This is a genomic window from Ignatzschineria indica (genome assembly GCF_003121925.1).
GTDB lineage: Bacteria > Pseudomonadota > Gammaproteobacteria > Cardiobacteriales > Wohlfahrtiimonadaceae > Ignatzschineria > Ignatzschineria indica.
The window spans coordinates 895,124-909,452 of the sequence record NZ_QEWR01000002.1; the positions used below are offsets into that span (position 1 = coordinate 895,124).

Annotated in this window: 10 protein-coding genes; 4 read left to right on the forward strand and 6 right to left on the reverse strand. The window is 42.2% G+C overall.

The window, feature by feature from the left end; translation table 11 throughout:
* Window positions 1–78: 78 nt before the first annotated feature.
* From recD to arcC, 5 genes are all read right to left on the reverse strand, one after another.
* A complete protein-coding gene (recD, locus tag DC082_RS04010; RefSeq protein ID WP_109235855.1) occupies window positions 79–2,313 on the reverse strand; it encodes an exodeoxyribonuclease V subunit alpha in 2,235 nt (744 codons plus the stop codon).
* Between the two features lie 2 nt (window positions 2,314–2,315).
* A complete protein-coding gene (gene recB / locus DC082_RS04015) occupies window positions 2,316–6,182 on the reverse strand; it encodes an exodeoxyribonuclease V subunit beta (protein WP_109235856.1) in 3,867 nt (1,288 codons plus the stop codon).
* A gap of 232 nt (window positions 6,183–6,414) precedes the next feature.
* Window positions 6,415–6,957: a Smr/MutS family protein gene (locus DC082_RS04020; protein ID WP_109235857.1), complete on the reverse strand. Its 543-nt coding sequence runs from the start codon at window positions 6,955–6,957 to the stop codon at window positions 6,415–6,417.
* 47 nt (window positions 6,958–7,004) lie between these two features.
* Window positions 7,005–7,610, reverse strand: a complete 606-nt coding sequence (gene tehB / locus DC082_RS04025; RefSeq protein ID WP_109235858.1) for a tellurite resistance methyltransferase TehB — start codon at window positions 7,608–7,610, stop codon at window positions 7,005–7,007.
* 365 nt (window positions 7,611–7,975) lie between these two features.
* Window positions 7,976–8,902, reverse strand: coding sequence for a carbamate kinase (arcC, locus tag DC082_RS04030; RefSeq protein WP_109235859.1), 927 nt, complete (start codon window positions 8,900–8,902; stop codon window positions 7,976–7,978).
* A 388-nt stretch (window positions 8,903–9,290) separates the two neighbouring features.
* On the opposite strand from arcC, the gene mscL reads away from it, so the two are divergent.
* From mscL to DC082_RS04045, 3 genes are all read left to right on the forward strand, one after another.
* Entirely contained in the window at window positions 9,291–9,725 is a 435-nt protein-coding gene (mscL, locus tag DC082_RS04035) for a large-conductance mechanosensitive channel protein MscL (protein WP_094567354.1), read from the forward strand.
* Between the two features lie 222 nt (window positions 9,726–9,947).
* Entirely contained in the window at window positions 9,948–10,886 is a 939-nt protein-coding gene (locus tag DC082_RS04040) for a 2-hydroxyacid dehydrogenase (RefSeq protein WP_109235860.1), read from the forward strand.
* Window positions 10,887–11,059: 173 nt separating this feature from the next.
* Window positions 11,060–11,317 (forward strand): hypothetical protein, encoded by a 258-nt coding sequence (locus DC082_RS04045; protein ID WP_094566938.1) that lies wholly within the window; start codon window positions 11,060–11,062, stop codon window positions 11,315–11,317.
* A gap of 161 nt (window positions 11,318–11,478) precedes the next feature.
* On the opposite strand, the gene rlmB is transcribed toward DC082_RS04045, so the two are convergent.
* The gene (gene rlmB / locus DC082_RS04050; RefSeq protein WP_109235861.1) at window positions 11,479–12,216 is read right to left on the reverse strand and encodes a 23S rRNA (guanosine(2251)-2'-O)-methyltransferase RlmB; all 738 of its coding nucleotides are present in this window, start codon (window positions 12,214–12,216) and stop codon (window positions 11,479–11,481) included.
* Between the two features lie 782 nt (window positions 12,217–12,998).
* Between rlmB and DC082_RS04055 the strand changes: the two genes are divergently transcribed.
* Complete coding sequence (locus DC082_RS04055; RefSeq protein WP_109200644.1) at window positions 12,999–14,327, forward strand: cytochrome ubiquinol oxidase subunit I; 1,329 nt, start codon at window positions 12,999–13,001, stop codon at window positions 14,325–14,327.
* Window positions 14,328–14,329 lie beyond the last annotated feature (2 nt).

Consider the following 14,329-nt stretch of genomic DNA (forward strand, 5'->3'; position numbering starts at 1 on the left):
TATCTGCTGATCTATTATTAGTGCATCTATTGATAATTCATTGCCTTGCGATCACACCTATTTTAATAGAGAAACTCTCTATGACAATCTTAAAATCGCTTGAGACAGTCTATCATGAATTGCACTATAACGATCGACTCTCCCCATTAATGCTGCTTTAAGCGCAGCACTACTGGCAAAGAGATGTACGGATGATCGTGCCCTTGTAACCCCCGTATAGAAGAGTTCTTTTGTTAAAAATCGCGAAGGGTCATCGCCTAAAAAGAGCATCACTTTCTGAAACTCACTTCCCTGTGATTTATGAATCGTCATCGCAAATGCAGGTTCAAATTTCGGCAGTGCATGAATTGAGAAGACCCGTGCGGAATCGACCCCTTCAAAATAAGCCCGTAGATTTCCTTCCTCATTCTCTAAAATTAATCCTATATCACCGTTAAAAAGTTGATGATCGATACTATTATGGGTAACCATAATCGGTAATCCATGAAAAAACTCTCGAGAATAAAGTTTTGGAAAAAGGGTCTTTCGTATCAACTCATTCAAAGCGACCGCCCCATACTCGCCCGTTCTTCTTGCACTTAAGACACCAAGTTGATTAAAGAGTTTAAAAGCCTCTTCCGCAAACTCGATTCCTCTTCCTTTAGGCAAAAGGGTTAAATAATCGCTATAAGCCGCTTTAAAATAGGATTCCAACTCAGCAGGAATAGCAGGTAGTTGGCTCCAAAAAAGTGATCCTTCTCCCCCTTGCAGATCAAGTGGAGATGATACCTTTTTAAAGAGAGAATCAACCCGTTGATATCGGGCCTCTGCACCACTATCTCCCTCATGATTAATTTCCCGTGCTAATGCACCTAATGCCGAATCATCACGGAAACGATAGCTCTTCTTCAGAAAGCTTAGATAATTAAAAGCAGCACAATGGGGCAAGACCGGCACATCAGTCAAAGGTTCCTCAATTAAATGTTGAAGCTGCTCATAATGATCGGGCGAATAATTCTCCTTCGCACAGAGCTCATGCATAATGGCGCCCGCTTCTACCGATGCAAGTTGATCTTTATCTCCTAAAAAGATTACTCGCCCCTTCTCCGGCAATGCCTCAATCAATTGCACTAACATCTGCTGATCAATCATAGATGCTTCATCCACCACAAGAAGATCGAAACTCAAAGGGTTAAAACGATCAAAATGGGGCTTTCGCGTGAGTGGGTCAATTCGAAGAAGACGATGAATGGTCTGCCCACTATAAGGAATGAGCGCCAATCGCTCACGAATCAAGCGCTCCTCTTCCTCTGGCAATGTGGAGATTTCTGCTTGTAGAGCACGAATCTGCCCTAAAATCGATTCCGAAAGACGCGCCGCAGCTTTCCCTGTAGGTGCCGTTAAGAGAATAGTAAAAGGCTGCTTACACCCTTGAGACTCACGCTGCATAAAGTGGAGATCCACCAAGATCTGCGCAATCTTAAAAACAGTCGTGGTCTTTCCTGTTCCGGGTCCCCCTGAAATGACAGAGAGTCGATTTAAGAGAACATTCGCAGCAGAAAATTTTTGCCAATTGAGGCGAGTCTCGCTCTCACTCTTCGCTTGACGACTCTTCTCAGCCATAAAATAGTGATTAAGGCGCTCCTTTAAAAAAGAGACCTCTCTATCACTTAAAACGATTGAACGATCCTGAGCAAAGAAGTCGATAATAACGCTCTCCTGCTCATAATTACGATCGAGATAGAGGATATCTCCCACCCGTACAAGCGGAAGATCGATCGACTCTAATACCGTTTGCCAAAATTGCGCTAGCGCCATCTGCTCTTCCGATATTGTCAGCGCTTTTCGTAACGTCTTCGCACCTAACAGCAGAGAGACAAATCCAAAGATAATCGCCATTCGCGCAGGATCTTCTACCTCCTGAAACCACTGTTTAGGATTGTAAAGATGGGTAACAGGAAGTGCGGTATGACCATAACCATAAGCACGACTCAGTAACAGTAGTAAAAAGGTGTAACCAAGCCAATGTCGAGGAGAAGTTATCGGACTGTTTTGCCCTATAAAATCAGCAAAATAGAGATCGATATAATTAAAATAACGCCGCTCAACTAACTGTTGCAGCCATGATTTCAACCCTCTCTCTAAGGCGCGTCGCTCTTCTTCTCCCAGAGTCTCTTTTTCTAATAACCTCTCTAAAGCCTCACTCTCTGGAAAGAGCTGTTGAAAATAGGATAATGCCGGCATTCTATCTACCACGACCTCTTTCCGCATGCGCTCTTCTTGTACTCCCTCTTTTTGTACTCTCTCTTCTTGACTCAATCTATCACTCATCATTTTTAGATCTCCTCTGCCTCTTCTAACCCTAACCGAGCTATTAACGCCTCAACTAAAGCATAATCCGGCTTAACATAATAGATTCCACTTCTGCCTCCCGACACCATTCCCCGAAGATAGAGATAGTAAACCCCACCAAAATCACGGGCATAGTCAAAATCTGCACGCTGATTTTGAAGAAACTTTACAGCAGCCACGGTATAGAGAAGATATTGGAGATCATAATAGGCATGATCGATTGAGTGCTGCATCGCAGATTGTTCGTAATTCTCCGGCAATGGTCCAAGATAGTTACTCTTATAATCAGCGACATAAAACTTCCCATCCACTTCAAAAAAGAGATCGATAAACCCTCGAAGAAATCCACTTAAGGTCTCAAAGTCTAATGCACTCTTTAACGCTCTTGTCGGCTGCTGATCGAGAAGTTGATTAAGCGATTGCGCATCGATCCGTTGAGTAATAGGAAAGATAAACTCTAGCTCCCGTACCTGTTGATTCCCTTCTAAGATCTCCCTTAAATTTTGAGAGAGCGCTAGATCCGCATGAAAGATAGAATCAAGCCAGAGTTGTAGCTCTTCAACTAAATGTGGAAGATCAGATACTGGCACAAGATGTGCAAAATTCTCCTCAATCAATCGGGTGAGAAGCTCGCTATCTTCTAATTGAGCAGGTTGATAACACTCTAAGAGATCATGAATAAAATTACCGGTGATCGCTCCTTTTGGAAAGTGGGAGAAGCGTTCTAACGACAATGGCGACTCTTCTCCCTCATGATCACTCTCAATATCTGCCTGCTCAAGCTCAACCTCATCATCTAATAACTGTGGAATGGGCGTGCTACTCTTTGCATTATAGGAGAGATTGGAGAAACTCGTAAAACGCCAAAGAGGTGCTAATCGACGCTTAAATTGTGCCGGCATAGGTGCTGATTTCGCTTCAGTGATCAAATTAACACGAATCATTTGTGGATCATTCAGCTCCTCTTCAGAAAAGATCTGATGTGAAATTCCCGCTTCAAAAAAGGGCGCTAAATCCTCCTCTTTAGTTCCGATCCCCATCAGATAAGAGAGCGCATTATCTTGATACGCCTTTTTATCTAATGCTCGGGTAAAGCCCACATAGGTGTGAAACTTTGCTCGTGTTAAGGCTACATAGAGTAACCGAATATCCTCCGCTAAATTCTCCTTTAGAAAGTAACGCTCAATCTCCGAAGTACACTCTTCAGGATAGATATAGCGCCGCTCTTTTGTCGCATCAATATAGATTCCCTCCTTCTCACCACGCCCTTTAAAGAGTGCAAAAGGAAGAAAGACAATCGGGAACTCTAACCCCTTCGATTTATGAATCGTCATAATTTGTAGGGTCTTAAAATCACTCTCAAGCCGGATTTTCTCTTGCTGCCGACCTTCAACATTAAAAATTTTGTCATGTAACCAGAGCAGCAATGCTTCCCCATTACTAAAAGATTCCCGTTGCAATATCTCTGCTAAATGAAATAGATCGCTCGCTTGCCGCTCGCCATCCTCTAACATTAAGAGTTTCGCCAGACGATTCTCCCGCACCATAAAGGTTCGGATCATCGATAAAATCCCCTGCTTCTCCCAAATCTCCCGTAATTGATAACGTTCTGTCAGAAGCTTCTCAAAAGCATCGGGATCATTCATCAGTGCTTCATACTCCTCTACAGAAAAACCATAGAGCACAGAACCGACCGATTGCATCACCTTTTTACGATCATGCATAAAGAGCAAGGTATAGAGAAAGAGGTAGAGATCAAGGGCGATACTATTGCCGGCATCAAAAATTGAGCTCTTCTCTGACAAATAGACTGCATTCACCCCTACTCTGCGAAGCGCTTTTCGGAGTATATCCGCTTCACTGCCAGAGCGAACTAGAATGGTGATATCTTCTGGTGATATCGCGCGCGAGCCCTCTTCAGTCGCTAACTGCCCCTCTTTTAAGAGCCTTGCAATCTCCTCAGCTGTTGCCGCTGCCATCTGATCTTTAAAATCACCATTATTCACACGACTAGCACCCTTCTTCTCTTCAGGCTCAACCTCAGCCGGTGCCGGCCGATACTCTAAAAAGGTCATTCCGGCATCTGGTCGATGAGGTAGGATCAACTTGGAGGATGCTGCCGATGGTGGCGTCTTAATCTCAATAAAGGGAATATCTTTCTCAATAAAGGGTGGATTGATCGCAGCTCTTAGGGCAAAGAGTCGATTAACAGCGGCGACCTGCAGCTCTCCTGAACGGTAATTGGTATTGAGCGTATAGATCTTTTCAATATGCTCCTTAATACCTAAATAGGAGTGGATATCTGCCCCACGGAAACGGTAGATCGATTGCTTTGGGTCCCCTATCATCACAAAGGGAATCTCAGGATAATCAAAAAAGAGGCGACGAAAGATCGCTAATTGCTGATGATCCGTATCTTGGAACTCATCGATTAAAACGGCACGATAGCGAAGATGGAGGGCCTCTAAGAACCCTTCTGTTGCTGTTAAACTCTTCTGGTCAAGTTGCGAGAGTAGATCCTCAAAGCCTAAGATATGAGCCTCTTGCTTCATCTGTTGTAAGATCGCTGATACCTTACTGCCGGCGTAATGATAGCAGATAGTAGAGATCGCATGCAGAGACTCCAGATCCATAAAGAGCTGATAGAGTTTTTCCGGCATACGTCGGAGATCTCCCCCCTTCATCAAGCGGCTCTCCATATGCGCTAACGAAAACTTATCCTGATCTTTGAAAGGGAGAATCGAATCACTCTCAACCCAACGCATTAAAGCATCATGATACTTCTTAATCAGATCGGTACGATAAGATTGTTTTTTAAGACCGACTAAATTTACAAGATCAATAAAATCATCATGAGAGAAATCGCTACGAATCACCGCCTTCATCGCCTCAACCTCTGATCGAACGCGATCGAGTAGTTGCTGAAGATGATCGATCTCTTCCCACTTCTCTCCTTCCCAAAGATCGGTCTGTATTAGAGAAGGATCTCGCAGTAATGGTAAAATTTTATCTAAAAGATTGAGTCCTTTCCGCTGAAAAAAACGATGATCGCGTATCTCATGAGCTAGCGGAATACCAAAGATGGCTTGTACCGTTTTAGCCGCTTCGAGAGAGAGCGGGTAACACTCTTCACGCCAAAAATGGTAGATCGCCTCTCGATAATAAGGAGAGAGATCCTCTTCTAGTTCAAAATTGAAAGGTTGCCCTAAATCGAGCGCATTCTCCTTTAAGAGACGTTGGCAAAACGCATGGATCGTATAAATTGCCGCCTGATCGATCGCACCTTCCGCTTCAATAAGAAGATTAAGGGCGGATTGATAACGTTCTGCCTGAGGAGTATCCACTACTACCTCATCATCAAAGAGAGAGCCTTGCTCACGATAGAGCCCATCACTCCCCGCTTCATACAAGTCATACGACTCATGTGACTCACCCGATTCATACGCGTCATACGAGTCATACGAGTCATACGAGTCATACATATCATCTGCATATGAATATGATGGGGCATCTCTCTTTTCTAAATAGGTCTCAACCAACGCTAAAAGCGCTGAATCAGCGATATCCCCACCCACCATATGTTGCAAAAAAGCATGCTTTAGCTCAATAATACGGCTATAAATTCGCTCTTTAAGCTCTGCTGTTGCCGCATTGGTAAAGGTGACGATTAAAATTTCAGGGAGCTTTTTCGCATCTTTATCCTCATTGAGCCCTAAGAGCAGACGCAGGACTAAAAGCGTGATGGTATAGGTCTTTCCTGTACCGGCTGAGGCTTCTATCATCATATTGCCGGTAATAGGAACCGTTTGAGGATCTAAAATAGGATAGGGAGAAGTAGATGGATCATGCATAGCAATTAGACTCTTGCCTCACGTTAAACTGAAGGTTATATAAGGTTATACAGTATAGAAAATGTCTATAAAGGGGGCGATCACCCTTTCTCTCCATAGTATCATGAAGTTAATATCTCGCCCCAGGTCGAAATGAGTTGATTCACTTCAATTGAATCCGTTTCAATTGAGTCCGATTTAATTGAGTGCATTTCAATTGAGTGCACTTCAACTTTATGGAAGGAGATAAATATCAATCAAAGGGATATTGACTTCGAAGTAGGCAGAGCGTTGCGCCCCTTCCTCCCATTCTTTGCGGAGGGTTGACAAAGGCGAGAATATCGAGCTGTAATCGTAGCCAACGATCGATCAATCCTCGAATGATCGGATCCCCCTTTGAGCCATAGCCTTGACCATGAATGATCTTGATACAGAAGAGATTCTGCTTCAGTGCAGCGTAGAGAAAATATTGCAATTCATCACGTGCCTCTGAAGCAGTTAAACCATGGAGATCGATCACAGCATCGGGCGCAATTTTCCCTTGAATCAGCTGACGCAATAACTTTGGTGAAACCCCATCACGCCGAAATCGCATCTCTGAGGTGGGATCACTATTGATCCAAGTGGGATCATCACTCATAAGATCGACCATATCGGGATCTTCTCGCAATGCTTTACGAATCTTCACCTTCAATTGTGGTCTTGGTAATTTCAAGACATTCTCTTGATTTTTAATCTTGACAACATGACCAACGCTACCACGAAAAAGGGCTCTATCTTCCTCACTGATCATCATCGCTTTCCCTATCTCTTTTCCTCTTAATCTATCATCTATCAAAATTATTAAGCAGGTTTTCTTGCTAACATCGTTGCAAACTGTAATTTTAGACGATTGCCATTAGCATCACGACGATGAAGCTCACCGACCTCTTCGTTGTAGTGGAGTAGCTCCCAACCCTTGTAATAATTGCGAAGCTCTCCCTCTTTGAAGGTAAAAGGAAAGCCATCAAAGGGATAAGCCTCCGTGGACATCGCTGAAACAATTAAATTATAACCGCCAGGTGCGGTATGTTGTTGCATCTGTGCAATAAGATTCGGAATCGCCTCTTTTTGTAAAAACATCATCACCACTGTCGAGATCATCAGGTCATACTCCCCTTCGATCTCAATTTTATTAAGATCTCTCTCCTCAACCTGAATATTGTTGATCCCTTCCTGCTCAATGATATCGCGAATCGTCTGTAACATTCTCGGATTAAGATCGTAAGCAGTAACATCAAATCCTTGCTCTGCTAAGTAGAGAGAATTACGGCCTTGCCCACATCCTAAATCGAGAAGTCGACCCGGTGATAACTGATACTCTTCGATCAACGCCACAACATCCGTATGGGGTAACGTTAAGCCATATTTTTGATGGTAATAATCGATAGGATGTTTGTTGTTATTCATAATCTCTCCCTCTATGCGCTGATCTCATTTCTGATCTGACCTTTGATTCCAATCCCATTTCAACCTCATTTCAACCTCATTTCGAGCTCATTTCCACTTCACTCTCACCCTAACCCTATAGGAGAGATTAAGTAGAATTGATAAGAGCGAATAGAGATTAATCGATCGAATCATCAATAATAAAATGGGGCAGAATCACTCTGCCCTCACCTATAACTTTAACATTCTCTTTAGCATTAATTATTAATGTATTAATGCTAACTTAGCGTTAATTCTAACGTTAATTCTCACGTTGCATAACGCTTATCTACTCTCTATATGATACCTGAACAAGCACAAAAGAGCGGAAAGAAACTTAAAAAAGATTACTCATAACGGATCCAGGTCCCGGTCTTCCCGTTGAATCCCTCTTTTGCCCGCTCTAAGGAGGTAATCAATGCACGCTTATCTCTATTTTGCTCAACAAAACTCATCGCCGCACGAATCTTAGGCAACATGGAACCTGGCGCGAACTCCCCTGATTCTATATAGGCAGCAGCTTCGGCATAATTCATCTCTGAGATCTCTTCTTGATTCTCCTTACCAAAATTAATTGCGACCTTCTCAACAGCCGTTAAAATCACTAAAAGATCGGCATTGATCTGATCTGCTAACTTTGCAGAAGCAAAATCTTTATCAATCACAGCTAATTTACCAACGGTTACCCCATCCTCAATCGCAACAGGAATACCGCCTCCGCCCACCGTAATGACTAGTTCCCCGGCATTGATAAGATTTTCAATAGTTTTAATTTGCACAATTTTTTGGGGCAGTGGCGAAGCGACCACAATACGATAACCTCTTCCGGCATCTTCCATTACAGGGTAACCCGCTGCTGCTAATCTGTCCGCCTCCTCTTTACTATAGAAGGAGCCGATTGGCTTCCGCGGATTAGCAAAAGCAGGATCATCACTATCAACTAATACTTCTGTCACAATGGTGACAACCTCTTTCTCGATCTGCCGGCGTTGTAACTCATCGCGCAAAAATCGTTGAAGATGATAACCGATATAGCCCTGACTCATAGCGCCACATTCTGTAATAGGAACCCCCTCTTTCCCAAGATTCTGCTCTGCAACATCCATTGCAAGCTTAATCATCCCTACCTGTGGTCCATTGCCATGCGCTAACACAACATCATGTCCTTCGGCAATGAGATCCACAATCGGCACCACGGTCGATTTTAAGATTCTCTCTTGCTCACTGACACTATTGCCAAGCGCATTGCCCCCTAAAGCTACTACGATTTTCATCCAAACCTCCTTATTGATAACCCTACTAATTTATCCTATTGCCTCTTGAACGCCAATTTAAATATTAGATAGCCTACAACTGTAAAATGATCTAAAATAGTGCGCCTCTCAAATGGGGATATTAATAGGATAAAAATATTGATTAAATGATTATTTAAATGATTATAATTGCTAAATTGTAATCAATAAAAAAATCACTAAAAATCAACATCAGTTACGCGCCTATTTAATTAACAACTCAATTAGACTCAATTAATAATTAAAAATAGCAGCAAATGAAATAGTCATAAATGAGGCAATAGGCATAACCAATGAGCAATAAGCAATAAGCAATAAGCAAAACCAAATAAAACTAAATAGAGTTAAAAAACAGAGTTAAAATATGAAAATTAAGTTTCTTCAAGAGTTTAAAGAATTCGCAATGCGCGGAAATGTGATCGATCTTGCCGTTGGGGTGATCATTGGTGCAGCATTTAATAAGATCGTCTCCTCCCTTGTTTCCGATATTATTATGCCCCCTTTAGGACTTCTTCTTGGTGGAATCGACTTTAAAGACTTCGCCTTAACACTTAAAGATGCGGTAGGCGATGAACCGGCTGTAATTCTCAATTATGGTATGTTTATCCAAAACATCTTCGACTTTATTATCGTCGCCTTCTCGATCTTCTTAGCGATTCGCGTTATGAACAAATTACGCGCAAAACAGGATGAGGCAGTAGCTGAAGCGGTAGAAGAAGCAATAGAAGATCCAAAACCGACGCAAGAGGAGATTCTCCTTGCTGAGATTCGTGATCTTCTTAAAGAAGGTCAGAAAAAGGCTTAAGTTGTCGATCAATTTTGCCCTTTTCGGCAAAAAGTGCATAACTGAAATAGTCGTTAGCCTATAGAGAGTAGACGATAGAGAGTAGAAATCATCCTTCTATTCTCTTTTTTTTATTCCTCTCTTTTTCTCCCCCTCTTTTGATCTCCCTCTTGATATGTTATCTCTATTAATTAATGACTAATGACTGACAACTGATAAAAAAATAATAGAAAGGGGGCAATCATGACACATCTACTCTATCTAACAGAAAATGATCGAGGCCTAGAACGCTGGCGCACGGAGATCACTAAAATCGATCCCAATATTACGATTCATAGCTTAAATGATCATTATGATCCAGAATCGATCGAAGTTGTACTGGCGTGGAAACCACCTGCTGGCATCTTTCCAACACTCACACAATTAAAGTTAATTCAATCGCTCGGCATGGGGGTTGACCACCTCTTCAAAACAGCAGATCGCCCGACACAGATGCCGATCGCCCGTATTATCGATCCCGATATGGCCAATCAGATGAGTGAATACTCACTCTATGGAGCGTTAACCGCTTTTCGTAACTTCCATCGCTATCGAGCCTCCAAAACTATTGGCGAATGGAATCCCGTACCTCGAAACTTTCACGATGAATTTGCAATTGGCATCTTAGGCTATGGTGAACTTGGTAAAACAACAGCAGCACGACTACAACAGAATGGCTTTCCGAATATTCGTATCTGGTCTCGCACGCCCAAAGAGATTCCTTCATTAAAGAGTTATGCCGGCACTGAAGAGCTTCTCGATTTTGCGAAAAATCTAGACCTTCTCATCTGTCTATTACCGCTCACATCAGAAACAGAATCAATCCTCAATCGCACCCTCTTTGATCAACTCAATCCTGGTGCTTATCTAATCAATGCCGCACGAGGAGAACATCTTAATAGCGCAGATCTGATCGAGGCAATTGAATCACAACAGATCGCAGGAGCATTGCTTGATGTCTTTGCAAAAGAACCGCTCCCGAAAACAGATCCCCTTTGGACAATTCCCGAAATCGAGATTACGCCCCATGTTGCGGCATCGACCAATCCTCGAACAGCAGCAGCGCAAGTTGTGGAGAATATTCGCCGGATAGAGGCTGGCAAAACGGCCCTCAACTTGATCGATCTCGACCGAACTTACTAATGAGCAGGCCTAAATATGGTATGATTATTACCAGAGTTGCTCATGATCCTCCAATGATGGATGCCAATGTTAACACCCATTATCGGCTATTCAATCATTGATCATCAGCGATCGATCTCTTATTATGGATCACCCTATTTTATCTTCGTATCGTCCATTGAGGTTATCTAACAATGCTTGCACTCAACAAATTTATGTTCTATGCCGGAATGATTATTAGTATTATCGGTACTGTTGTCGGCTTACCCATGCTAATTCTTGGGCAAAAAACAATTGGCATCTATCTAGTTACAATTTTTGTCCCTGTCGGCTTTTTAATGTGGTTTGCAGGTTTTGTAGCTTATACCTTTTTACGTCCTAACTCTCTTAGAGAGAAAGATGATCGCGCGCATGATGCCGCTCAACGCTATCAGCGCCAAGTACCCGACTAGATCTATAGAATATTAGAAATAATATTAGAAATAAATATTAGAACAGGTGTTAGAAACAGATATTAGAAATAGAAAGAGCGAGATAAACCTATCTCGCTCTCAATTATCGCTCTCAATTATTTATCAATGTTCAAACTAAAAACGCCAAGTACGGCGTTTTTTTATAGCTGATGCCGCTGACGATATGCTTCTGCCAAGGTCACTCCGGTAGCAACAGAGACATTGAGACTCTCTATCTCCCCTTCCATCGGGATTTTGACAATAAAGTCACAATTCTTCTCGGTTAAACAGCGCATACCGGAACCTTCTGAACCCATTACAATGGCATGTGGTCCTCTAAAGTCAGCAGAGAAAATAGTACTTTCCCCGCCACCGGCTAAGCCCGATATCCAAATTCCTCTCGCTTTCAGTTTCTCTAAAACACGCGCAAGATTGGTCACCTCAATAAAAGGAACTCGCTCTGAACTTCCGCTTGAGACCTTACGCACCACCGGCGTTAATGAACAAGCATTATCTTTAGGGACAATCACGGCATCAACACCAAAAGCCTCGGCACTACGAAGACAAGCTCCCACATTATGAGGATCTTGAACTTCATCCAAAATTAAGAGAAAAGGAGGATGATCGAGCTGATCTAGAAGCTGATAGAGAAAGTTTTCACTCTCAGGAGGACGTACGGCAATCTTAGCAATAACTCCTTGATGACGACTCTCGCGCACTAACTCTTCTAATTGAATACTCGTTAGATGTTCAGGCCTAATTTTAAGCCCCTCCAATAATGCGATCATCCCTTGCATTCTCTTATCTTTACGCGATGGATCGATCGCCACCTTAATTACTCGATCTTCTCTGATTGCGGCTTCCACTGCATGAAAGCCATAAATCCACTCTTCAGCCATTTCTTTACACTTATCCTGTTTGAATAAAATAGTTCCCAATTATCGCATGTTTTCTATCCCACTGCATTGCTCTTTAATCTTTAATGAGTGATTGAGGCAAGTAAAAAATCTCCTAAGAAAATTCGTCCCGATGCGCTCTACGCTCTATCACTCCTCTATCGTCTATTTACTTTAAGAAAAGAGTTCTTCAACACTTCATAATAAGTATCAATTATTGTAAAATGATGAACAAATGTAGAGGGCATCACTGTTTCCTCTCTACGGAGGAAGGTTTGATTGCCGGCTCATTGATAATTCTATTTCTGTTTTTTACACATTTAAAAACCTTATGGACAATAGATTATTAAAGTATCTAAAGAGAAAGCACTACAATGCAAGGATCTTATGATACAACTCGATAACAGCAGATCTTATTTCAACCGTAATCGACATTAACCATTTTGATTAACCTTATTAGGAGCAATTTTATCGGTCGCCCGCTTTTTTATAGCAGAGAGAGAAAGAGGCATTAGTTCAAAAGCCTCCACTGATCTTCTCCCGGCGCCCCATTGATTTTTAAAACTTAACTGATCGAATACCTGAGTAGTTAAGAAGCACTAGGGGAATCTTTTAAAAATCACTATCGGAAAATTGTCACTATAAGATCTTATTAAAATGATTAAAAGAGATTATGAAATAAGATTAATTGTTAACGCAGAAATAAATATTGCCTATAGGTCGTGATATTAACCGTTAAGTGTTAATCTCATCATAACTACACTCACTAACAAAAAGGGCCCCCTATGGAACTAGATCCGATAGTGTTAGCGCGAATACAGTTCGCAATCAATATCTCCTTTCATATTATCTTTCCAAGTATCAATATTGCACTTGCTTGGGTACTCCTCTTCTTTAAACTGCGATTTGAAAAGACCAATGATCAATCTTGGTTAGATGCATATAACTTCTGGGTGAAGATATTTGCATTAAGTTTTGCCATTGGTGTTGTTACCGGTGTAACAATGAGCTTCCAATTTGGTACCAACTGGCCAGGATTTATGGAGCATGTTGGAAATATCGCAGGCCCACTCCTAGGTTATGAGGTATTAACTGCATTCTTCTTAGAAGCAACTTTCTTAGGTGTAATGCTTTTTGGCCAAAAAAGAGTCTCCCCCTTTATTCATAACTTAGCAACCTTCTTAGTGGCCGTAGGAACGACCTTCTCCGCCTTCTGGATTATCGCCCTTAACTCATGGATGCAGACCCCTGCCGGCTATGAGATGATCGATGGTGTTGCGCATGTGACAAGCTGGTGGGATGCGATCTTTACCCCCTCATTCCTCACACGTTTAGCACATATGTTACTAGCATCAGGTTTAACAGCGGCGTTCTTAATTGCGGGAATCTCAGCTTATAAGATTGTTAAGGGAGATCCTTCTAAATCGAGCCGTCGTTCGCTCAATGCCGGTGTCATTATTGCGGCGATCTTAATTCCGATTCAGATCTTTGTCGGTGACCAATCAGGACTCTTAGTCTTAAAACATCAGCCTGACAAACTTGCGGCAATTGAAGCCGTTTGGGAGACTGAATCGCCGATGGCATTCAACGTTATTGCTTTCCCTAACGAAGAGACTCGTAGTAATGATTTTGCGCTGCAAATTCCCCATCTAGGTAGTATTATTTTGACCCACTCTCTTGATGGAAAAGTGTTAGGGCTCAATGAGTTTAAAGAGCATCCTCCTGTTGCGATTGTATTCTGGAGCTTTAGAATCATGGTCGGCGTTGGTCTCTTAATGCTACTCACATCATGGATTGGTGCGGTACAGTTGATGCGTCGCAAAAAAATTGGACCTAAGATGCTCAAAGTCTTTATTGGTATGACCTTCTCCGGTTGGGTTGCAGTTCTCTTTGGTTGGTATACTACCGAGATTGGTCGTCAGCCTTGGATTGTTTACAACCTAATTAAGACAGCAGATGCCGCAGCGCCACATGGTCCTACTGTGATGATCTCATCCTTACTCATCTATTGTTTAATCTACATCTTCGTTCTTGTGAGCTATCTTGCAGTACTCTTCTATCTCACAAACAAGACTGTTAAAAACAATATCGCTGCAGAAACACAAGGAGCATAATT